Source organism: Burkholderia sp. 572, from assembly GCF_040545135.1.
Classification (GTDB): Bacteria; Pseudomonadota; Gammaproteobacteria; order Burkholderiales; family Burkholderiaceae; genus Burkholderia; species Burkholderia cepacia.
This window is the reverse complement of sequence record NZ_JBEPLH010000009.1, coordinates 329,694-349,249: the sequence shown is the minus strand read 5'-3', so window position 1 is coordinate 349,249 and position 19,556 is coordinate 329,694. Positions and strand designations below refer to the sequence as shown.

The 19,556-nt window shown below is 67.6% G+C and carries 21 protein-coding genes and 1 pseudogene; 13 read left to right on the top strand and 9 right to left on the bottom strand.

Going from position 1 to position 19,556, the window contains the following annotated elements:
* Positions 1-74: 74 nt before the first annotated feature.
* The 4 genes from livH to ABIC51_RS19580 are packed head-to-tail and all read left to right on the top strand — an operon-like array spanning position 75 to position 3,755.
* Positions 75-1,001, top strand: a complete 927-nt coding sequence (livH, locus tag ABIC51_RS19595) for a high-affinity branched-chain amino acid ABC transporter permease LivH (RefSeq protein WP_047902578.1) — start codon at positions 75-77, stop codon at positions 999-1,001.
* Between the two features lie 11 nt (positions 1,002-1,012).
* Positions 1,013-2,284 (top strand): high-affinity branched-chain amino acid ABC transporter permease LivM, encoded by a 1,272-nt coding sequence (locus tag ABIC51_RS19590; protein WP_175897663.1) that lies wholly within the window; start codon positions 1,013-1,015, stop codon positions 2,282-2,284.
* Positions 2,281-3,054: a high-affinity branched-chain amino acid ABC transporter ATP-binding protein LivG gene (gene livG, locus ABIC51_RS19585; protein WP_027789672.1), complete on the top strand. Its 774-nt coding sequence runs from the start codon at positions 2,281-2,283 to the stop codon at positions 3,052-3,054. The genes ABIC51_RS19590 and livG overlap by 4 nt, the downstream gene beginning before the upstream one ends.
* The gene (locus ABIC51_RS19580) at positions 3,054-3,755 is read left to right on the top strand and encodes an ABC transporter ATP-binding protein (RefSeq protein ID WP_011694813.1); all 702 of its coding nucleotides are present in this window, start codon (positions 3,054-3,056) and stop codon (positions 3,753-3,755) included. Before livG ends, ABIC51_RS19580 begins: the two co-directional genes overlap by 1 nt.
* A gap of 81 nt (positions 3,756-3,836) precedes the next feature.
* Here ABIC51_RS19580 and ABIC51_RS19575 read toward each other — a convergent pair whose 3' ends face one another.
* Entirely contained in the window at positions 3,837-4,691 is an 855-nt protein-coding gene (locus ABIC51_RS19575) for a LysR family transcriptional regulator (protein ID WP_146254664.1), read from the bottom strand.
* 199 nt (positions 4,692-4,890) lie between these two features.
* On the opposite strand from ABIC51_RS19575, the gene ABIC51_RS19570 reads away from it, so the two are divergent.
* Together ABIC51_RS19570 and ABIC51_RS19565 are read left to right on the top strand one after the other, a co-directional pair.
* Complete coding sequence (locus tag ABIC51_RS19570; protein WP_175862144.1) at positions 4,891-5,814, top strand: DMT family transporter; 924 nt, start codon at positions 4,891-4,893, stop codon at positions 5,812-5,814.
* A gap of 66 nt (positions 5,815-5,880) precedes the next feature.
* Entirely contained in the window at positions 5,881-6,231 is a 351-nt protein-coding gene (locus tag ABIC51_RS19565) for a VOC family protein (protein ID WP_027789668.1), read from the top strand.
* A gap of 25 nt (positions 6,232-6,256) precedes the next feature.
* Here ABIC51_RS19565 and ABIC51_RS19560 read toward each other — a convergent pair.
* Positions 6,257-6,394 (bottom strand): annotated as a pseudogene (locus tag ABIC51_RS19560) (DUF2000 family protein); the annotation flags it as partial.
* Positions 6,395-6,556: 162 nt separating this feature from the next.
* Between ABIC51_RS19560 and ABIC51_RS19555 the strand changes: the two are divergent.
* Together ABIC51_RS19555 and ABIC51_RS19550 are read left to right on the top strand one after the other, a co-directional pair.
* Positions 6,557-7,156 carry a nucleotidyltransferase domain-containing protein gene (locus tag ABIC51_RS19555; RefSeq protein ID WP_027789667.1) on the top strand — a complete coding sequence of 200 codons (600 nt, stop codon included), beginning with the start codon at positions 6,557-6,559 and terminating at the stop codon, positions 7,154-7,156.
* On the top strand, positions 7,128-7,574 hold the full coding sequence (locus ABIC51_RS19550) for a hypothetical protein (protein ID WP_027789666.1): 447 nt from the start codon (positions 7,128-7,130) through the stop codon (positions 7,572-7,574). The genes ABIC51_RS19555 and ABIC51_RS19550 overlap by 29 nt, the downstream gene beginning before the upstream one ends.
* Before the next feature lie 40 nt (positions 7,575-7,614).
* Here the strand turns inward: ABIC51_RS19550 and ABIC51_RS19545 are convergent, their stop codons facing one another.
* Positions 7,615-8,022 (bottom strand): DUF2000 domain-containing protein, encoded by a 408-nt coding sequence (locus tag ABIC51_RS19545; RefSeq protein WP_027789665.1) that lies wholly within the window; start codon positions 8,020-8,022, stop codon positions 7,615-7,617.
* 44 nt (positions 8,023-8,066) lie between these two features.
* A complete protein-coding gene (locus tag ABIC51_RS19540; protein WP_027789664.1) occupies positions 8,067-8,924 on the bottom strand; it encodes an AraC family transcriptional regulator in 858 nt (285 codons plus the stop codon).
* 191 nt (positions 8,925-9,115) lie between these two features.
* On the opposite strand from ABIC51_RS19540, the gene ABIC51_RS19535 reads away from it, so the two are divergent.
* Genes ABIC51_RS19535 through ABIC51_RS19525 form a run of 3 tightly spaced genes read left to right on the top strand, consistent with a single transcriptional unit; the run spans position 9,116 to position 11,736 of the window.
* Positions 9,116-10,096 (top strand): ABC transporter ATP-binding protein, encoded by a 981-nt coding sequence (locus tag ABIC51_RS19535; protein WP_027789663.1) that lies wholly within the window; start codon positions 9,116-9,118, stop codon positions 10,094-10,096.
* Between the two features lie 4 nt (positions 10,097-10,100).
* Complete coding sequence (locus ABIC51_RS19530; RefSeq protein WP_124671664.1) at positions 10,101-10,928, top strand: ABC transporter permease; 828 nt, start codon at positions 10,101-10,103, stop codon at positions 10,926-10,928.
* A gap of 4 nt (positions 10,929-10,932) precedes the next feature.
* Positions 10,933-11,736, top strand: coding sequence for an ABC transporter permease (locus tag ABIC51_RS19525; protein ID WP_027789661.1), 804 nt, complete (start codon positions 10,933-10,935; stop codon positions 11,734-11,736).
* A gap of 153 nt (positions 11,737-11,889) precedes the next feature.
* Here the strand turns inward: ABIC51_RS19525 and ABIC51_RS19520 are convergent, their stop codons facing one another.
* Entirely contained in the window at positions 11,890-13,191 is a 1,302-nt protein-coding gene (locus ABIC51_RS19520) for an aspartate aminotransferase family protein (RefSeq protein ID WP_175897661.1), read from the bottom strand.
* Between the two features lie 78 nt (positions 13,192-13,269).
* Between ABIC51_RS19520 and ABIC51_RS19515 the strand changes: the two genes are divergently transcribed.
* A complete protein-coding gene (locus ABIC51_RS19515; protein ID WP_175854268.1) occupies positions 13,270-14,154 on the top strand; it encodes a LysR family transcriptional regulator in 885 nt (294 codons plus the stop codon).
* 25 nt (positions 14,155-14,179) lie between these two features.
* Here the strand turns inward: ABIC51_RS19515 and ABIC51_RS19510 are convergent, their stop codons facing one another.
* From ABIC51_RS19510 to ABIC51_RS19495, 4 genes are read right to left on the bottom strand one after another with little or no spacing between them, the layout of a single operon-like run.
* Complete coding sequence (locus tag ABIC51_RS19510) at positions 14,180-15,631, bottom strand: isochorismate synthase (protein ID WP_175854270.1); 1,452 nt, start codon at positions 15,629-15,631, stop codon at positions 14,180-14,182.
* Positions 15,628-15,933 (bottom strand): isochorismate lyase, encoded by a 306-nt coding sequence (locus tag ABIC51_RS19505; protein ID WP_021163799.1) that lies wholly within the window; start codon positions 15,931-15,933, stop codon positions 15,628-15,630. The genes ABIC51_RS19510 and ABIC51_RS19505 overlap by 4 nt, the downstream gene beginning before the upstream one ends.
* Positions 15,930-16,703, bottom strand: a complete 774-nt coding sequence (locus tag ABIC51_RS19500; protein WP_027789657.1) for a thioesterase II family protein — start codon at positions 16,701-16,703, stop codon at positions 15,930-15,932. Before ABIC51_RS19500 ends, ABIC51_RS19505 begins: the two co-directional genes overlap by 4 nt.
* On the bottom strand, positions 16,700-18,352 hold the full coding sequence (locus ABIC51_RS19495; protein ID WP_175854272.1) for a (2,3-dihydroxybenzoyl)adenylate synthase: 1,653 nt from the start codon (positions 18,350-18,352) through the stop codon (positions 16,700-16,702). Before ABIC51_RS19495 ends, ABIC51_RS19500 begins: the two co-directional genes overlap by 4 nt.
* Positions 18,353-18,569: 217 nt before the next feature.
* On the opposite strand from ABIC51_RS19495, the gene ABIC51_RS19490 reads away from it, so the two are divergent.
* The gene (locus ABIC51_RS19490; RefSeq protein ID WP_021163802.1) at positions 18,570-19,511 is read left to right on the top strand and encodes a helix-turn-helix transcriptional regulator; all 942 of its coding nucleotides are present in this window, start codon (positions 18,570-18,572) and stop codon (positions 19,509-19,511) included.
* Positions 19,512-19,556: the final 45 nt, after the last annotated feature.

Sequence of the window (19,556 nt, the reverse complement as noted above, 5' to 3'; positions counted from 1 at the left end):
ACCGTGCGTTGTGCGCGGCCGCAGCCGTGATCCGGCGCGGCACGCGACGCGGCGCCAACGGGAGCTTCCCGCACATGACTGACTTCTTTCCGCAATTCGCCCAGCAGCTGGTCAACGGCCTGACGCTGGGTGCGATCTATGCGCTGATCGCCATCGGCTATTCGATGGTCTACGGCATCATCGGCATGATCAACTTCGCCCACGGCGAGATCTACATGATCGGCGCGTACGTGGGCCTCGTGACCCTGACCGCAATCGGCATCTCCGCCGGCTATCCGCTGCCGCTCGTGCTCGGCGCCGCACTGATCGTGTCGGTGATCGTCACGGGCCTGTACGGCTTCGCGGTCGAGCGCGTCGCGTATCGGCCGCTGCGCGGCGGCCCGCGCCTCGTGCCGCTGATCTCCGCGATCGGCATGTCGATCTTCCTGCAGAACTACGTGCAGATCGGCCAGGGCGCACGCGACGTGTCAGTGCCCGTGCTGATCTCCGGCGCGTTCGAGATCCATCTCGGCGGCGACTTCGACGTGACGATTCCGTATGCGCGTCTCTTGATCGTCTGCGTGACGATCCTGCTGATGATCGCGCTCACGCTGTTCATCTCGCATTCGCGGATGGGCCGTGCGTGCCGCGCGTGCGCCGAGGACATGAAGATGGCGAACCTGCTCGGCATCGACACGAACCGCGTGATCTCGTTCACGTTCGTGCTCGGCGCGATGCTGGCCGCCGTCGGCGGCGTGCTGATCGGGCTGACGATCGGCAAGCTGAATCCGTATATCGGCTTCGTCGCGGGCATCAAGGCGTTCACCGCCGCGGTGCTCGGCGGGATCGGCAGCATCCCGGGCGCGATGCTCGGCGGCGTGCTGCTCGGCCTCGCGGAAACCTTCGCCGCAGGCTACATGCCGGCCGAGTACAAGGACGTCGTTGCGTTCGGCCTGCTCGTGCTGATCCTGCTGTTCCGCCCGACCGGCCTGCTCGGCAAGTCGGACATCGAAAAGGTTTGACGGAGACGCAGATGAGTACAGTCATTTCCGTTCGCCGCCCGGCCGCCGACGCTTCGTTCGGCCAGGCGCTGAAAAATGCCGTGGCCGCCGCGTTCCTGACGGCGATCCTCACGATTCCGGTGCTCGGGCTGCAACTGAAGCTCGACGGCTATCAGGTGGTGCTCACGCCGCACTGGCGGCCGGTGTGGATCGCGGTCGCGGCCGTGTTCCTGTTCCAGCTGTTCAAGCCGTGGCTCGTGCGCGCGAAATCGGCGGTGAAGCTGCCGGCGATGCCCGCGATGGGCGCGCGGCAGCAGCGCGCGGTCGTATGGGTGCTGCTCGCGGTCGGGCTCGTGTGGCCGTTCTTCGGCTCGCGCGGCGCGGTGGACGTCGCGACGCTCGCGCTGATCTACGTGATCCTCGGCCTCGGGCTGAACATCGTGGTCGGTTTCGCGGGGCTGCTGGATCTCGGCTATGTCGGGTTCTACGCGGTCGGCGGCTACACGTACGCGATGCTGAACCAGTACTTCGGGCTGTCGTTCTGGGAGTGCCTGCCGCTCGCCGCGATCGCGGCCGCGACGTTCGGCTTCCTGCTCGGCTTCCCGGTGCTGCGGCTGCGCGGCGACTATCTCGCGATCGTCACGCTCGGCTTCGGCGAAATCATCCGCCTGCTCGCGAACAACCTGACGAGCCTCACGGGCGGCCCGGACGGCATCTCGGGCATCCCGAAGCCGACCGTGTTCGGCTACGAGATGGCGCGCAGCGCGAGCGTCGAAGGCGCGAAGACGTTCCACGAACTGATCGGGCTGGAATACAGCGGCGACCACGTGGTGATCTTCCTGTACCTGCTCGCGCTCGTGCTGGTCGGCTTCACGCTGTTCGTCACGAGCCGCCTGATCCGCATGCCGATGGGCCGCGCGTGGGAAGCGCTGCGCGACGACGAGATCGCGTGCCGTTCGCTGGGCCTGAACCCGACGCGCATCAAGCTGTCGGCGTTCACGCTCGGCGCGGCGTTCGCGGGCATCGGCGGCGCGTTCTTCGCGGCGCGCCAGGGCCTCGTGAATCCTGAATCGTTCACCTTCATCGAATCGGCGCTGATCCTCGCGATCGTCGTGCTCGGCGGGATGGGTTCGCAGCTCGGCGTGATTCTCGCGGCGATCCTGCTGACCGTGCTGCCGGAAGTCGCGCGCGGCTTCGCCGAGTACCGGATGCTGATCTTCGGTCTGGTGATGGTGTTGATGATGATGTGGCGTCCGCAGGGCCTGCTGCCCGCGAGCCGCCCCCACGTGGAGCTGCCGCAATGAGCGCACATGCAGAACTGTTGAAGGTCGCCGGGCTGCAGATGCGCTTCGGCGGGTTGCTCGCGGTGGACGGGATCGATTTCGACGTGCGCCGCGATGAAGTGTTCGCGATCATCGGGCCGAACGGCGCGGGCAAGACCACGGTGTTCAACTGCGTCGGCGGCTTCTACAAGCCGACCGGCGGCGACGTCGTGCTCGACGGCCATGCGATCGCGGGGCTGCCGAGCCACAAGATCGCGTTGAAGGGCCTCGTGCGGACGTTCCAGAACATCCGCCTGTTCAAGTCGCTGACCGTCGTCGAGAACCTGCTCGTCGCGCAGCACCGCAAGGTGAAGGCGGGGTTGCTGCCGGGCCTCTTCTCGACGCCCGCGTATCGCCGTGCCGAGAAGGAAGCGCTCGAGCGCGCGGCGGTGTGGCTCGACCGGATGGGGCTGACGTCGGTTGCCAACCGGCCGGCCGGCACGCTGTCGTACGGGCACCAGCGGCGCCTGGAGATTGCGCGCTGCATGATCACCGAGCCGCGCCTGCTGATGCTCGACGAGCCGGCGGCCGGCCTCAACCCGCAGGAGAAGGTCGAGCTGCAGCACCTGATCGACAAGCTGCGCCGCGAGTTCGGCGTGTCGGTGCTGTTGATCGAACACGACATGAGCCTCGTGATGGGCGTGTCCGACCGCATCCTCGTGATGGAGCACGGCCGGCCGATCGTGATCGGCACGCCGGAAGCGGTCCGCAACGACCCGCGCGTGATCAAGGCGTATCTGGGGGAGGAGTGATGCTGAAGCTGGAACAGGTCCATACGCATTACGGCGCGGTCGAGGCGCTCGCGGGCGTGTCGATCGAGGTGAACAAGGGCGAGATCGTCACGCTGATCGGCAGCAACGGCGCCGGCAAGACGACGCTGATGATGACCGTGTGCGGCACGCCGCGCGCATCGTCGGGCCGCGTGCTGTTCGAGGGCAACGACATCACCGCGATGTCGACGCACCAGATCATGCGGCAGGGGATGGCGATCTCGCCGGAAGGGCGGCGCGTGTTCCCGAGCCTGACGGTGCTCGAGAACCTGAAGATGGGCGGCTTCTTCGCGAGCCGTCACGAGATCGACGACGGCATCGAGCACGTGTTCAAGCTGTTTCCGCGCCTGAAGGAGCGCGCGACGCAGCGGGCCGGCACGATGTCGGGCGGCGAGCAGCAGATGCTGGCGATCGGCCGTGCGCTGATGAGCAAGCCGCGCCTGCTGCTGCTCGACGAGCCGACGCTTGGCCTCGCGCCGCTCGTGATCGCGCAGATCTTCGACATCATCAGGACGATCCGCGACGAAGGCGTCACGGTGTTCCTCGTCGAGCAGAACGCGAACAAGGCGCTCGGCGTGGCCGATCGCGGCTACGTGCTCGAAACGGGGCGCGTGGTGCTCGCGGATACGGGCGCGAACCTGCTCGCGAACGACCGGATCAAGCAGGCGTATCTCGGCGGTTGATGAAGGAAGCCGCCGGCCTGCAACGGGCCGGCGGCGTTTTTGTCTTCACTTTCTCATGCAAGGCCGGTTCCGGCCTTGTCTTCACGGTCCGATCCTGAACGTGCTTTTCAGTACGTCGCGCAGATGCAGCGCGGCGCGATTGCGGTCGTCTGTCAGGATGGTGATCAGGTGCGGCGGGAGGTCGGGCAGCACGATCCCCGCGACGTTGCTCGTCAGGTTGCCGGACACGCGCTCGTGTTCGATGAGGCCGACCGCGAGGCCGTTGGCGATACAGGCTTCGACCGCCGGCGAACTGGCGCTCTCGAGCAGCAACCGGTGCGCGATCTTCGCCTTCTTCAGCGCGCTCAGCGCGGTGTCGCGGTACGGGCAGCCCTGCAATTGCACGGCGATCGGCAGCGGCGCGTCGGGATTGAACTTGAAGGTCCGCGCGGCCACCCACACCGGATGTGTCTTGCCGAGCAGCTCGCCGTGCGGCGGCGCTTTCGGCACGACGGCGATCGTGATGTCCAGCTGGCCGCGGGAGAACAGCGAGAGCAGCTCGTCGCTGGAACGTGCTTCGACCGTCAGCTCGAGCAACGGCCGATCGGCCGCGAAGCGGGGCAGGAATTCCGCCATGAAGTGCGCGGCGTACGAATCGGGAATGCCGAGCCGCAACTTGCCGGTCAGCATCTGCGGCGACAGCGATTCGACGAGCCGGTCGTGGCTCAGCAGAAACTCCGTGGTGTCGCTCAGCAGCTTGTGGCCGAACTGCGTGAGTTCGACCGCCTGGTTGTTTCGCGTGAACAGGCGCTGCGCGACCATTTCCTCGAGCTTCTGGATCTGCGCGGTGACCGACGACGGGCTGCGATTCACCTGGGCGGCCGCATCCTTGAAGCGGCCCAGCTTCGCGACGGCGTGGAAGGTACGCAGCAGGTCGACGTCCAGGGTGCGGGGCATGATTTTGAAATTCCGAATCAGTGATTCAGGTAATGTCGATTGACGGAATTATTGGGCCTGCCTATTCTCGGGTCAACCGACAGGCCAACCGGCAGACAACGGCAGGCAGCCGGTCGGGCGTTGCACGTATCCGGGGAATGATTCACGTCGATCAAGAACCCGCGCCTGTCCCCGGCAACCTTCCGAGAGCCGTCGCCCCATGCCGCTATTCCTGCTTCAGCTCGTTTTCGTGTTGTCGTGGAGTTCCGGCTTCATCGGCGCCAAGCTCGGCGCGGAGACGGCCGGCGCGTTCAACCTGCTGTTCTGGCGGTTCCTGCTCGTCACGCTGTGCCTGGCGGTCGTTCTCAACCGGCAGCTCGGGCGCCTGACGTGGGAGAAGCTCCGCTATCACGCGGTGATCGGCTTCCTGTCGCAGTTTCTCTATCTGGCCTGCGTATACGTCGCGATCCAGCACGGCCTGCCGCCCGGCATCGCCGCGATCGTCGCCGCGTTGCAGCCGCTCATCACGGCCGCGATGACGGCGCTCGAGGGCAGCGAGCGCAGCGGGGCACGCCAGTGGGCCGGCCTCGTCGTCGGGTTCGTCGGCGTGGGCATCGTGATCGGCGGGCAATATGCGCTGCCGGCCGGATCGGTCGGGCTCGTCATGTACCTGCTGCCGCTGGTGTCCGCGTCGGGGCTGTCGATCGCGACGATCTACCAGCGGCGCCGCGCGCTGACGGTCGCGCGCAGCAACGGGGACGGGTTGTGCCTGCCGCTGTTCGTGCAAGGCTGCGTGAGCCTGGTGCTGTTCGCGGCGAGCGGGATCGTCACGGGCGATCTGCACGTGCCGACCCAGCCGGACGTGTGGGTGTCCGTCGTGTGGCTGACGGTTTTCTCGACCTTCATGGCCTACCTGTCGCTGTGGGCGCTGCTCAAGCGCATGCCCGCGACGCGCGTGGCGACCCTCGTTTATCTCGAACCGCCGGTGACGCTGGCCTGGGCCGCGTGGATGTTCGGCGACAGCATCGCGATGTCGACCTATCTCGGCATCGTGGTCGTCGCGATCGGTGTGTGGCTGGCCGGCAAGCCAGACGAGCGGGCCACCCGGGCCCGGGGTGCCGGGATGGAAGCGGCCGGGCGCTGATGCGCTGGTTCTGCACGCGATTCCGGTGTAGCGTCGCGGTACTGTCACGACCTGTGAAGGAATCCGATGAAGGTCAAACGGATCGTCGCCAATATCGACACACGATCAATCGACGACGCAAAGCGCTTCTACCAGCGGATCTTCGGCCTCGACTTGCTGATGGATCACGGCTGGATCGCAACCTATGGCAATGCCGAGCAGATGGACGTGCAGATCAGCTTCGCATCGCAGGGCGGGGCGGGTACGCCGACGCCCGATCTGTCGATCGAGGTCGACGACGTCGACGAAGCGCTCGCACGCGTGCATGCCGCCGGGATTCCCGTCGAATACGGCCCGGCTGACGAGCCTTGGGGCGTGCGGCGGTTTTACGTGCGCGATCCGTTCGGCAAGCTCGTCAACGTGCTCGCGCATCGTTGATACGGGATGCGGGGGCGGCTGGGGTTCACGTGTGCAAAGCCAACCCCTTCACGGCCTTGTCGACCGCCTTTTTCGGCCCGCGCAACGCCAGCCCGACGAGGTCGGGATGTTCCGCATCGCCGGCACGAAAGACTTCGCGGTTGGCCGCGTCGTGTCCGGTAGCACTTTGACGTGATGGATTGCATGCTGATCGCGGGATGGATGTAGCCAATTTCGCTCCGATCGTAGTCAAATTGGCTACATTTCGGTAATCGGCCTGGATCGGCACACAATCGGCAACTCGGACTATGCCTTGTAGCCAATTGAGCTACAATCGTAGTCAATCATGCTACGATCCATTGCCTCGACCCTGTTTGGTGACTATCGTCGCCGCGCGCTGGGCCTGCTCCTGTTGCGGCCCGATCAGGCGTTGCACGTCCGCGAAATCGCCCGTTTGACGGGCACGACGCCCGGTACGCTGCACAAGGAACTGAGCAAGCTGGCCGAAGCCGGCATCCTGAGCCGGGATCGGCAGGGCAATCAGGTGCTCTATCGTGCCAATCGAAGTTGTCCGATCTACGAGGAACTGGCTTCGATCATGCGAAAGACCTCGGGTATGGCTGATGTGCTATCCGAAGCGCTGTTGCCCTGCGCCGAGGAAATCCGTGTGGCGTTCGTGTTCGGTTCCGTCGCGCGCGGCCAGGAGACGGCGGACAGTGACGTCGATGTGATGGTGATCGGCTCGGTCGGCTTTGCAACGGTGGTCCGGCTGTTCTACGATGCGCAGGCTACGTTGGGGCGGGACATCAATCCCAAGGTGCTGTCGGCGGACGAGTTTCGTGAGGGCGTCGCCGGGCAGGACGCATTTTTACGGGACGTGCTTGGAAAACCCAAGATTTTCTTGATTGGTAGCGACCATGACCTTGCAGAACTTGCTCGGCGTTAGTCTTGATGCAATCCGGCCGGACCGGGAACAAGCGACGCGCCTGCTGGCTGCGGCGGAACGAAATCTGGCGGATGCGCAAATCGCGGCATTGAGTAACGAAAACCGCTTTGATGCGGCGTACAAGGCGATCATGCAACTCGCGATGCTGGCGTTGCACGCGAACGGTTTTCGTACGTTGACGAGCCGGCCGGGGCACCACCAGACGGCGATCCAGACGCTTCCACAGACAATCGGTTTGCCGGTCGAGCGCATGATCGTACTGGACGCGCTGCGCAAGCAGCGCAACCTGTCCGATTACTCCGGGGATGTGGTTCAGGCGTCAGCGGTTCGCGAGTGTTTCGATAGTGCGACGGCGCTCCTGATTGACGTAAAGGCGTGGATCGACGGGAACAAGCCGGAGTTGCTGGCCGCGCAGTAGCCGTTACCGTGTCGAATCGCCAACTCGAAACGCCGATGCATCACGTATGCAATGCCAGCCCCTTCACGGCCTTGTCGACCGCTTTCTTCGGCCCGCGCAACGCCAGCCCGACGAGGTCGGGATGCTCCGCATCGCCGGCACGAAAGACTTCGCGGTTGGCCGCGTCGTGTCCGGTCGAAAACATCGCGTGGACGTAGGGCACGATCGTGAGTTCGCGCGACAGCGCCTGCCGGTGCGCGGCCTGCAGGCCGTCCAAATCGGCCGCGAACACCAGCATCGGCTGGCCCAGCATGCGGCCGTAGCGGCGTCCCGCCGCATCCTCGTAAGGCTCGCCGAGCGCTTCGGGCGCTTCAGCCGCGACGCCCGTCGCGAGAAACGCGACGACATTGAGTTTCTGCCACGCCGCGAGATCGTCGCGCACGATCAGCGCCACCTTGGTATCGAACATGATTGCTCCTCGTTGAAGCGCACATGATCGGATGCCGCGTGGGATCAGTCTGGAACGTTTGTGCACATTTGCCGGTACGCAGCCGGCGTGATCCGGTATGCGCGGCGGAACCAGCGGCCGAGGTGGCTCTGGTCGGCGAAGCCGACGTCGGCCGCGACCTGTGCGGGCGTGCGGCCGACGGCCAGCAGGCGGCGCGCGGCGCGTAGCCGCAGGCGCACCAGGTACGCGTGCGGCGACGTGCCGTACGCGCGCTGGAACAGCCGCGTCAGCCGGAACCGGTCGATTCCGGTGAAATCGACGAGTGCGTCGAGGCCGATATCGTCGCTCATGCGCGCATGCAGCAGATCGCGCGCGCGGGCAATCGCGGGCGCGACGGCATTGCCGCCGCTCGCGAGCGGGGCGCGCAATTCGCCGCCCAGCCGCGTCAGCAGGCGGTCGAGCGCCTGATCGCGTGCGAGCTTGCCCTCGTTGCCGTGGAGCGCGACGAACGCCTGCCGGATCGTGTCGACGAGGCCGCGATCGTCGACCAGCGTGTGGCCGAACGCGGCTTCGACGCCGCCGAGGCCCGGCAGATCCAGCCGGCGTGCCGCTCGCTCGACCCATGCCTGCGGGAGGTACAGCATTCCATACGTGAAGCCGCCCGCTTCGGGCGCGTGGCCATCGTGCAGCGCGCCCGGCTCGATCAGGATCGCGCGGCCCGGCACGCTTGTATGCACCGACCGGTGGCACTGGAATTGCTGCACGCCCTGTTCGGTGAAGCCGACCAGCATGTCGTCGTGATCGTGCGCATCGTATGCATGGCCGCTGAAATGCGCATGCAGGCTTTCGATGCCGGTGTCTGCATCGCGCCGAGCGACGAGCCAGTGGTCGGGTGCGTCGGCAGGTTGCATCGCTGTCGTCATGGCTCGCCTCGCTGGTCATCGTTGCCCGCCCGCTAGTGTACGCATGTCGCGGGCTGCGAGCTGTCGGGCCGGTCGGCCACGCGGCTGTATGCTGTCGATCCCTCGGCCCGCCCCATGATAAGATCGCGCGCTTTCCGCGCCGGCGCCGTTTACTCCACGGCAGCGGGCGGCAACGAACCAGCGAGGATGGCATGTCCCAGATCGTCGTCGAAGGCCTGGCGAAGACCTACCGAATCGCGGAGCGGCAGCCCGGCATGCTCGGCCTTCTGCGCCGCCGCTGGCGCGAAGTCGAAGCGCTCAAGGACGTCAGCTTCAGCCTGCGGCGTGGTGAGCTGCTTGGTTTCATCGGACCCAACGGGGCCGGCAAGTCGACCACCATCAAGATCCTGTCCGGCATCCTGCGGCCGACTTCCGGCAAGGTGATCATCGACGGCCGTGTGCCGTTCGACGACCGCATCGCGCACGTTGCGCGCATCGGCGCGGTGTTCGGGCAACGCAGTCAGCTGTGGTGGGACCTGCCCGTCATCGACGGCTTCGACCTGCTGCGCGATATCTATCGCGTCGATCCCGGCGCATATCGCCGTACGCGCGACGCGCTCGTCGCGATGCTGCGCCTCGAAAGCCTGCTCCACCAGCCGGTGCGCCAGTTGTCGCTCGGGCAACGGATGCGCGCCGAAATTGCCGCGGCGCTGCTGCATGAACCGCCGATCCTGTTTCTCGACGAACCGACCATCGGCCTCGATGCACCGTCGAAGCTCGCGGTGCGCGAATTCGTCAAGACGCTGAACCGCGAGCGTGGCGTGACTGTGTTGCTGACGACACACGACATGCACGACATCGAGGCGCTCGCGGAGCGTGTGATCGTCATCGGGCATGGCCGCGTACTCGCTGACCAGCCGTTCGATGCACTGCGCGCCGGCGTGCTGTCCGACCGCCGCATCCTGGTCGATTTCGCGGAGGAGGCCCCAGAGCTCGACATCGCCGGTGCGCAGTTGCTGCGACGCGAGGGGCGCACGGTCGAGCTCGCGTTCGATCCTGGCGTCATCGGTGCGCCCGCGCTTGTCGCGCGCATCGCGGCCGAGCATGCGGTCGATGACATCCGCGTCGAGCAGCCGGCGATCGAGGAGGTCATCGCACGCTTCTATCGCCTGCATGGCGCGACGGAAGCGTAAGCCGATGGACGTCCTGCGCCCGTACGCCGCGGCCTTCTCGGCACGCTTCAAGACGCTGCTCCAGTATCGCGCGGCCGCCCTCGCGGGCTTCACGACGCAATGCTGGTGGGGCGCGCTCAAGGTGATGATCTACGCGGCGTTCTATCGTCACGCGACGCACGCGCAGGCGTCGATGACGCTCGAGCAGGTGATTACCTACACGTGGATCGCGCAGGCGCTGTTCGCGCTGCTGCCCTGGGCGGGCGACCCCGATGTCGCGGCGGCGGTGCGGACCGGCGCGGTCAGTTATGACCGGTTGCGCCCGGTCGATACGTATACGTGGTGGTACGTGCGGGCGATGGCGTGGATGAGCGCGCGGGCGCTGCCGCGCGTCGTGCTGATGTTCGTCGCGGCGGCGATCGCACTGCCGCTCGCCGGTTTCGGCGAATGGGCATGGCAGCCGCCGGCGGACGCCGCGCGGGCCGTGCTGTTCATCGTGTCCGTGCTGCTGATGATCGGGCTCGCCGCCGCCTTCGTGATGCTGCTCAACCTGTGTATCGCCGCGACACTGACCGATCGCGGGATCAACACGCTCGCGCCCGCGTTCGTGATCCTGTTCTCGGGCAACCTGATTCCGCTCGGCCTGTTTCCGGACTGGCTGCAACCGCTGATGATCGCCCAGCCGTTCGCCGGAATGCTCGACATCCCGTCGCGGATCTACGTCGGTACGCTGAGCGGGGACGCAGCCTGGGCCGGGCTCGCACTGCAGGCGTTCTGGATCGCCGCCTTCGTCGCGCTGGGGCGTATCGCGATGGGCCGCGTGATGGCGCGGCTTCACCTGCAGGGAGGCTGAGCCGATGAATACCGCTCGCCTGCTGTTCCGCTATTTCGTGACATCGATTCGTGCGCAACTTCAGTATCCGGCATCGAGCCTGATGCTCTGCGCGGGCACGTTCCTGACGACCATCATCGAACTGGCCGGCATCTGGGCGCTGTTCGACCGGTTCGGCGACGTGCAGGGCTGGCGCTTCGGCGACATCTGCATGTTCTTCGGGATGGTCAGCGTCAGCTTCGCGATTGCCGATTTCATCAGCCGCGGGTTCGATGTATTCGGCAGCGACTTCATCCGGACGGGCGACTTCGACCGCCTGCTGCTGCGCCCACGCACGGCCACGTTGCAACTGATCGGCCATGACTTCCGGTTGCGCGTGATCGGGAGGTTGCTGCAGGGCATCGTCGTGCTGGTCGTCGCGACGCGCGCGCTCGACTTCGACTGGAATGCCGTGGCGATCGCGTTGGCCGTGTGGACGATCGCCGGCGGCGTCGCGTTGTTCTTCGGGCTGATGGTGTTGCAGGCGACGCTCGCGTTCTGGACCGTCGAAAGCCTGGAAGTCGTCAATGTCGTCACGTACGGCGGCGTTCAGGCCGCGCAGTTTCCGATCAGCCTCTACGCGGGCTGGCTCCGCCATTTCCTGACCTTCGTCGTGCCGATCGCGTGCATCGCATATTTCCCGGTGCTGGCGATCCTCGGCAAGCCCGACCCGCTCGGCGCACCGCGCTGGTTCCTGCCGCTCGCGCCGGCTGTTGCGTTCGTATTCCTGGGCGCGTGCTTCGTCGCGTGGCGGTTCGGGGTGCGCAAGTACACGTCGACGGGTACCTGAGCGACGCGTCACGGCTTGTTCGTCACGCGTGACCGGCGTGGACGCCGCGGCGTGTTGATCGATCCGGAATCCGGATCATGTTTCCGTCGCGCCAGGCCGTCGAACCGGCGCGACGGAACGTGCATCAGCGAAGCAGGGCACCGTCCCCCACCGTCACAACGCCCGTTCGATCGCCTGCCCCAGCAGCGCCAGGCCGAGATCGATCTCTTCCTCGCTGACAGTCAGCGGCGGCGCGATCCGGAACACGCCGCCCATGCCGGGCAACTGCACGATGTTCATGCTGAGCCCGAGGTTCATGCATTCGCGCGTGATCTTCGCGCCGAGCCCGTCCGCCGGTTCCTTCGTCCGGCGATCCTTGACGATCTCGACACCGAGCAGCAGCCCGCGTCCGCGCACGTCGCCGATGCAGTCGAAACGCTCCATCAGGTCGAGCAGACCGCGCCTGAGCCGGTCGCCCATCACGTTCGCTCGAGCGACGAGCCCGTCGCGCTGCACCACGTCCAGCACGCGCAGGCCGACGGCCGCCGGCAGCGGGTCCGACACGTGCGTCGTGTAGAACAGGTAGCCGAGTTCGTGCGCGCGTTCCTCGATCGCCGCGGACGTCACCATGGCCGCGAGCGGCAGCCCGGCGCCGAGCGTCTTCGACAGCGTCAGGATGTCGGGCGTCACGCCGTCGCGCTGGCACGCGAACATCGTGCCGGTGCGCCCGACGCCCGTCTGCGCCTCGTCGAGGATCAGCAGCATCCCGCGTTCCTCGCACTTGCGCTGGAGCGCCGCCATATAGCCTTCCGGCAGCTCGATGATCCCGCCCGAACTGAGGATCGGCTCCGCGATGAACGCGGCGAGGTTGCCGCTCGACTGGCGGTCGATCAGGTCGAACGCGTAGTCGAGTTCGGCGAGATAGTCGTACGTGCCGTTGCGCTCGAAGCGCGGCCGGTAGGTGAACGGTGCGGGAATCGCGAACGAGCCGACCGACGCCGGGCCGACGCCCTTGCGGCCGGCGCTGTACGTGGCCGATGCGGCGGCGCCCGTCATCCCGTGCCACGACTGCGCGAAGCCGACGATCTCGTACTTGCCGGTGACGAGCTTCGCCATCCGGATCGCCGCTTCGTTCGATTCCGCGCCGGTGCTGAGCAGCAGCGCGCGATCGAGCCCGTCGGGCGTGATGTCGGCGAGGCGCGTCGCGAGGTCGACGACCGGCCGCGACAGCATCCCGCTGAACAGATGGTCGAGCTTGCCCGCGTATTCGCCGATCACGGAGACGATCTCCGGATGGCTGTGGCCGAGCACCGCGCTCATCTGGCCCGACGTGAAATCGAGGATCGCGCGGCCGTCGGCGTCGTAGACGAAGCTGCCTTTCGCGCGCTCGATGATCATCGGCTCGAACGTGCCGCCGTAGCGGACCAGGTGCTGTCTGGCGTTGTGCCAGAAGGTCGGGTCGTCGTTCAGGGACATCGGGCATCTCCGGGCAAAAGGGCAGGGATCGCTTGCAGTCTAGGCGTGTGTCTGGTTTGATGGAAACGAATAGTTCTTATGCAAGGTAGAAAAGGAGCTAATACCTTGGGGCTTTCGCTTGAAATCGACCTGCTGCGCTCGTTCGTCGTGATCGCGGAGGTGCGTGCGCTCAGCCGCGCGGCCGCGCGTGTCGGCCGCACCCAGTCCGCGCTCAGCCAGCAGATGAAGCGGCTCGAGGAGGCCGTCGACCAGCCGCTGTTCCAGCGCACCGGGCGCGGCGTGGTGCTGACCCATCCGGGCGAGCGGCTGCTCGTGCATGCGCAGCGCATCCTGCGGCTGCACGACGAGGCGATGGCCGACCTGTGCGGCACGGGGTTGTCGGGGACGATCCGCTTCGGGTGCCCGGACGATTACGCGGAGGTGTGGCTGCCGTCGCTGCTGCGGCAGTTTTCGAGCCAGCATCCGCAGGCGATCGTCGAGGTCGTGTGCGGGCCGACGCCGCGGCTCGTCGAACAGCTGGAGAAACGTGCGGTCGACCTGGCGATGATTTCATTGCCGGACGACGGCTCGAACGACGACATCATTCGCCGCGAGCAACTGGTCTGGATCGGCTATCCGGGGCTGGAACCCGGGCATTTCGATCCGCTGCCGCTTGCTTTGTCCGATCGCGACACGCTCGACCACATCGCGGCCTGCGAGGCGCTGGAGCGCGCCGGCCGTCACTACCGCGTCGCCTACGCGAGCAGCAGTCTCGCGGGGCTGATCGCGCTGGTGCGTTCGGGGCAGGCGTTCGCGGTGATGACGCAGACGGCGGTACCGGCCGACCTGGCGATCGTCACCGGCGATCCGCGCCTGCCGCCGTTGCCTGCCGTGGGCATTACGCTGAGGTTCGATCGCAAGCGGCCGTCGCATCTGACGGCGGCGTTCGCCGAGCATATCCGGCTCACGCTGCCGCTGTTGTGATGCGCGCGGCCGCCGCGCCGCGGCGTCACTCGACCGTCGACGAAGCCGACACCCGTGCCGGGTCATGCGCATCCGGTGCCGCCTCCACCCCCGCCTCCACATCACGCACGCGGATCGCCGCCTGCATGCCCGACAACTTGAGTTCGGTTTCCTGATATTCGTTGACCGGCTCGGAATCGGCGACGATGCCGCAGCCCGCGAACAGCCGGCAGGCCCCGCCGTCGACCAGCGCGGAGCGCAGCGCGACGATGAAGTCGCCGTTGCCGTGCGCGTCGATCCAGCCGACGGGCGCCGCATACCAGCCGCGATCGAATCCTTCATGCGCGCGGATGTGGTCGAGCGCCGCGTCGCGTGGATGGCCGGCCACCGCCGGCGTCGGGTGCAGCGCCGCGATGACCTGCAAGAGCGTCGCGTCCGCCTTCAGCGTCGCGCGGATCGGCGTGCTCAGGTGCTGCAGCCTCGGCAGCCGGTGCAGCGACGGTTCCCCGGGCACGTCGAGCGCGCGCGACAGCGGCGTGAGCGCGGCGCGGATCGCGTCGACGACGAGCGCGTGTTCGAGCCGCTCCTTGGCGGAAGCCATCAGGGCCGCGCCGAGTGCGCGATCGTCGTCGGGCGTGGTGCCGCGCCGGATCGTCCCGGCCAGCGCATGCGTGCGCACGTCGCCGGCCGCGACACGCGCGAGCCGTTCCGGCGTGGCGCCGACGAAGCAGGCGCCTTCACGGCGGACCGCGAACAGGTGCGCGTGCGCGTCGCGCTTGCGCAGCCGGCGCAGCAGCGGCGCGATGGCAATGGGCCGCGCGTATTGTTCGAGCACGTCGCGCGCGAGCACGACCTTGCCGAACGCGCCGCCGTGGATCGCGTCCACCGCGCGCCGGACTTCGTGCTGCCATTCGCTCGCCTGCAGCGCCTGCGTGTGCAGCAGATGCGGTGCAGCGTCGTCGCGGGCGGCCGCGAGCGTGCCGAGCGACTCGATGCGCGCGAGACACGCATGCGCGAGCGCGGCCGGATCGTCGTGCGCGGCGACGACGTGCTGGCAGACGGCCCAGTGCGCGTCGCCTTCGCGCACGATCAGCAGCGTCGCCACCGTCATGCTGGCGTCGGGAAATGGCGCCCAGTGCGCGCTGCGCGCGCCGCGCGGATCGAACCGGAAGCCGCCGACGGCGCGCGGCGGCTGCGGGCCGGCCGTCACGGCATCGCGAACGAGCGTGCGCCAGCGCGCATCGATCTGCGCGAAGCGCGTGTCGCCGGTGGCGGTCAGTTCGAGCGCGCTGTCCCAGCCGAACAGCGTGACGGATGCATCGCCGGCTTCGTGGAAGAACCACGGCGTGGCCCCGTCGTCCCACGCGGCGATCAGGTCGAAGAAGTCGAGCGGCCGCACCGGCACCGACACCGACGCGAGCGTCGGCGTGCCGGTGTCGGCGGCGCGGCGGGCCGCACGGGCGAACGTGTCGTGCAGCAGCGGGAGGCCGGCGTTCATGCGAGCCCCCGTTGCCGGCGCCAATGCTGCGTCTGCTGCGCGATGTACCACGCGATCAGGCCGGCGAACAGCGTCTCGACGTAGTCGCCGTCGAGGCCCGCCTGTTCGGCCCAGCGGCGCCGGTCGGGCAGCATCGCGGCCACGCGTTCCGGCGCGGCGATGCTCGCTTCGTCGGGCTTGAAGCGCGATGCGGCCTTCACGTATTGCATGCGCCGGCCGAGCGCGTCGATGATGTCGGCGTCCAGGCGATCGATGGCTTCGCGAATGTCGGGCAGCCCCGTGCAGGCGTCCGGTGTTTTCATGTGTACTCCTTTCCGTAACGAAGGGATTGGTCGATCCGTTCGACCAGATGCGCGATCAGCGCCGGGTACTGGTGCCGCAGGTAGAAGTGGTCGCCGCTGAACGTCTCGATGCGGATCGGGCGCGACGCGACGTCCTGCCACGCGCGCGCTTCGTCGTCGTCGAGCTCGGAATCGGCCAGCGGCAGCATCACGCCGAGCGGCGTGTCGAGCCGCGGCGGCCGGTCGCGGCGATACGTCTCGATCGCACGGTAGTCGTGGCGGATCATCGGCAGGTAGATCGCGCGCATCTCCGGATCGGCGAGCAGCGCGGCGTGCTCGCCGGACAGCCGCGCGACATCGGCCACGAGCGCGTCGTCGGATTGCAGGTGCAGATCGGACAGGCGCTGACGATGCGGCGGCGGCAACGCGGATACGGCCAGGTAAAGCGGGGCCGCGCCGCGTGCCTCGAGCCGCGCCGCCACCTCGTACGCGAGCGCCGCGCCGAGGCTGTGCCCGAACAGCACGAGCGGCGCGTGCGCATAGCGTTGCAGCGCGTCGGCGGCGGGGCCGGCGAGGGCGTCGATCGTCGTCAGGCACGGTTCGCCGAAGCGTTCCTCGCGGCCCGGATACTGCAGCGCGAGCAGGTCGACGTCCCATGGCAGCGCGCGGCTCCAGTTGCGAAAGAAATTCGCGGTGCCGCCTGCATGCGGGAAACACACGAGCTGCGCGCGCGGGCACGGCGACAGGCGCAGCTCGCGGATCCAGTTCGAACCGGTCGGTCGCGCGCTCATGCGGCCGCCGCCTGCAACTGGCGGCGCAGCAGGTCGCGCAGCGATTTCTTGCTGGTCTTGCCGATGCCGGTTTCCGGGAAGCGCGGCATGAACTCGATGCGATCGGGAATCTTGAAGGCGGCGAGCCCGCAGTCGCGCAGGTAGCGTTTCAGCACCAGCCTGGACGGCGCGGGTGCGCGTGCGACGACGAACGCGCACGTGCGCTCGCCGAGCAGCGGGTCGGGCATCGCGACCACCGCCGCGTCATGCACCTGTGGGTGCGCGAGCAGCAGGTTCTCCACTTCCTCGGCGGAGACCTTCTCGCCGCCGCGATTGATCTGGTCCTTGTCGCGGCCTTCGACGACGAGGTCGCCGTCGGCGGTGCGCCGCACGCGGTCGCCGCTGCGATAGAAGCCGTCGGCCGTGAACGCGGCTGCATTGTGCTCGGCGAGCCGGTAGTAGCCGCGTATCGTGTACGGGCCGCGCACCTGCAACTCGCCGATCTCGCCGGGTGCGACCGGTTCTCCGGCGTCGTCGACGATGCGCACTTCGTCGCCGTCCGACACGGGTCGGCCCTGCGTATGCGCGATCCGTTCGGGCGAATCGTCGAGCCGCGTGCAGCAGATGAGGCCTTCGGCCATCCCGAACACCTGTTGCAGCCGGCAGCCGAGCACGGGCGTCACGCGCGCGGCCGCGTGGTCCATCAACCGCGCGCCGCCGACCTGCAGCACGCGCAGGCTCGACAGGTCGGCCCGGCGTTGCGGCTGTTCGTCGAGCCACAGCAGCGCGAGCGGCGGCACGAGCGCGGTATGCGTGACGCGTTCCTGCGCGATCAGCGCGAAGCTCTGTTCGGGCTCGGGCCGCCCGGTTGCGACCACGCGGCCGCCCGCGAGCAGCGCACCGATCGTGCCGGGGCAGCACAGCGTGAAGTTGTGCGCCATCGGCAGCGCGGCGAGGTAGACGGTGCCGGCGTCGAATCCGCTCGCGACGCTGCACGCGCGCACGTTGTACAGGTATTCGCGATGGCGGCGCGGGATCAGCTTCGGCGTGCCGGTCGTGCCGCCCGACAGCTGGAAGCACGCGATGTCGTCGGCGCGTGCCGCGCATTCGCGCAGCGGCGGCGCGTCGTACAGCGCGTCGAATGGTGTGAACGCGTGATCGTCGCCGTCCATCACGACGTGCTCGAGCGTCGGGCAGTCGGCCTGCAACGCGGCCGCGAGCGGCCGGCAGTCGAACTCGCCGAGGTGTGCCGCGCACAGATACGCGCGCGCGCCGGCGAAGCGGCAGAACGCGCCGATCTCGTAGTGCCGGTGGGCAGGCAGCGCGAGCACCGGCCGCACCCCGAGCTGGAACAGCGCGAAGCAGGTTTCGATGAAGCGTGCGCCGTTCGGCAGATGGACGACGACCGCGTCGCCGCGCACCAGGCCCAGGCGCGCGAGGCCGCCCGCAAGCTGGCGGATGCGCGCCAGCAGGTCGCGATAGCCGAGCCGGCAGGTGCCGTCAACAACCGCGAGCGCGTCGGGGGCGCGCTGCGCTTGCGCGTCGAGCGCCTCGAAGAACGTCGTGTCCTGCCAGTAGCCGGCGTCGCGATAGCGGTGCGCGAAGTCGTCGGGCCAGTCGGGCGCGTCGGCCGGGATGGCCGGCGCCACGGAGGGAAGGGAGGAGTGCATGCGCTGACCTTGGGTTCCGGCAAGTTGTCAAAAAATGTAAATGAGAGGTATTATCATTTGTAACAAGTGCCGCGATAACGTCGTTTCTTTCGATATCGCGGCAATTTCATTCGATCGGGCGCCTGTCGCGCGGCGCCCGCCCGGCCCGGCCGGAGAATCGGCCGGTTGCCGCCGGCGCGCGCCGGGCCGCGCGTGCCGCCTAACCAACGGACCTCCGATGAGCTCGACCTCCTTCGCTTCGTCACGACGTCACCCGCCGGTGCTCGTGCCCGGCAATCATCCGGGCGTGGTGCACATCGACGCGGGCATGAAACTCATGAGCGGCACGCTGTGCTCGGACAGCCGCGACTGGTACGAGGAGCCGCTCGAAAAAGGGCTGAAGCTCGTCCTCGTGCAGAGCGGGCAGTTGCGCTGCCGCGTGCCGGGCCAGCCCGAGCAGTGCATCAAGGGGCCGGGCCTGTGCGTGATCGCCAACGACGGCGAATTCACGACGCACCAGATCTACGACCGCGACGTGCCGCTGCGCTACACGATCGTGCAGCTCGGCCTCGATGCGCTCGACCGCAACCTGAGCCTGTTGCCGGAGAAGATGCTCGCGCCGACGGGCGGCGATCCGCGCATCGTCAGTTGCCCGGCATCGAAGGCGCTGCAGGCGCTCGCGGTACAGATCGCGACGTGCCCGTTCGAGGGCGCGGTGCGCGAGTACTACCTGAAGGCCAAGGCGTTCGAGCTGACCGCGCTGAGCGCGCAGCTGCTGGCGACGCAGCGGCAGTTCGCGCCGGCCGACGTGCGCGTCACGTCGTCGGACGTCGAGCGCGTGTACGCGGCGAGCGACATCCTCACGCGCGAGCTCCAGCAGCCGCCGACGCTCGATGCGCTCGCGGGCCGGGTGGGGATGAATTCACGCAAGCTGACGGCCGGCTTCCGCAAGGTGTTCGGCACGAGCGTGTATGCGTACCTGCAGGAATACCGGCTGCGGACCGCGCACGCGATGCTGTGCGCGGAGGACGCGAACGTGTCGACCGTGGCGTACCGCGTCGGCTACAGCCCCGCGCATTTCTCGATCGCGTTCCGCAAGCGCTACGGCATTTCGCCGAGCGACATTCGCGCATCGTCGAACGCGATCGACGATGCCGAACTGGAGAGCGCGGCAATCTAAAACAACTGACCGGCCGCCTAAAGCAATCGACCGGGCTCATGGGCG

Excerpts from the sequence above, each read along its gene's own strand:
- livH (WP_047902578.1), top strand. The coding sequence starts at position 75 with ATGACTGACTTCTTTCCGCAATTCGCCCAGCAGCTGGTCAACGGCCTG.
- ABIC51_RS19590 (WP_175897663.1), top strand. The coding sequence starts at position 1,013 with ATGAGTACAGTCATTTCCGTTCGCCGCCCGGCCGCCGACGCTTCGTTC.
- livG (WP_027789672.1), top strand. The coding sequence starts at position 2,281 with ATGAGCGCACATGCAGAACTGTTGAAGGTCGCCGGGCTGCAGATGCGC.
- ABIC51_RS19580 (WP_011694813.1), top strand. The coding sequence starts at position 3,054 with ATGCTGAAGCTGGAACAGGTCCATACGCATTACGGCGCGGTCGAGGCG.
- ABIC51_RS19575 (WP_146254664.1), bottom strand. The coding sequence starts at position 4,691 with ATGCCCCGCACCCTGGACGTCGACCTGCTGCGTACCTTCCACGCCGTC.
- ABIC51_RS19570 (WP_175862144.1), top strand. The coding sequence starts at position 4,891 with ATGCCGCTATTCCTGCTTCAGCTCGTTTTCGTGTTGTCGTGGAGTTCC.
- ABIC51_RS19565 (WP_027789668.1), top strand. The coding sequence starts at position 5,881 with ATGAAGGTCAAACGGATCGTCGCCAATATCGACACACGATCAATCGAC.
- ABIC51_RS19555 (WP_027789667.1), top strand. The coding sequence starts at position 6,557 with ATGCTACGATCCATTGCCTCGACCCTGTTTGGTGACTATCGTCGCCGC.
- ABIC51_RS19550 (WP_027789666.1), top strand. The coding sequence starts at position 7,128 with ATGACCTTGCAGAACTTGCTCGGCGTTAGTCTTGATGCAATCCGGCCG.
- ABIC51_RS19545 (WP_027789665.1), bottom strand. The coding sequence starts at position 8,022 with ATGTTCGATACCAAGGTGGCGCTGATCGTGCGCGACGATCTCGCGGCG.
- ABIC51_RS19540 (WP_027789664.1), bottom strand. The coding sequence starts at position 8,924 with ATGACGACAGCGATGCAACCTGCCGACGCACCCGACCACTGGCTCGTC.
- ABIC51_RS19535 (WP_027789663.1), top strand. The coding sequence starts at position 9,116 with ATGTCCCAGATCGTCGTCGAAGGCCTGGCGAAGACCTACCGAATCGCG.
- ABIC51_RS19530 (WP_124671664.1), top strand. The coding sequence starts at position 10,101 with ATGGACGTCCTGCGCCCGTACGCCGCGGCCTTCTCGGCACGCTTCAAG.
- ABIC51_RS19525 (WP_027789661.1), top strand. The coding sequence starts at position 10,933 with ATGAATACCGCTCGCCTGCTGTTCCGCTATTTCGTGACATCGATTCGT.
- ABIC51_RS19520 (WP_175897661.1), bottom strand. The coding sequence starts at position 13,191 with ATGTCCCTGAACGACGACCCGACCTTCTGGCACAACGCCAGACAGCAC.
- ABIC51_RS19515 (WP_175854268.1), top strand. The coding sequence starts at position 13,270 with ATGCAAGGTAGAAAAGGAGCTAATACCTTGGGGCTTTCGCTTGAAATC.
- ABIC51_RS19510 (WP_175854270.1), bottom strand. The coding sequence starts at position 15,631 with ATGAACGCCGGCCTCCCGCTGCTGCACGACACGTTCGCCCGTGCGGCC.
- ABIC51_RS19505 (WP_021163799.1), bottom strand. The coding sequence starts at position 15,933 with ATGAAAACACCGGACGCCTGCACGGGGCTGCCCGACATTCGCGAAGCC.
- ABIC51_RS19500 (WP_027789657.1), bottom strand. The coding sequence starts at position 16,703 with ATGAGCGCGCGACCGACCGGTTCGAACTGGATCCGCGAGCTGCGCCTG.
- ABIC51_RS19495 (WP_175854272.1), bottom strand. The coding sequence starts at position 18,352 with ATGCACTCCTCCCTTCCCTCCGTGGCGCCGGCCATCCCGGCCGACGCG.
- ABIC51_RS19490 (WP_021163802.1), top strand. The coding sequence starts at position 18,570 with ATGAGCTCGACCTCCTTCGCTTCGTCACGACGTCACCCGCCGGTGCTC.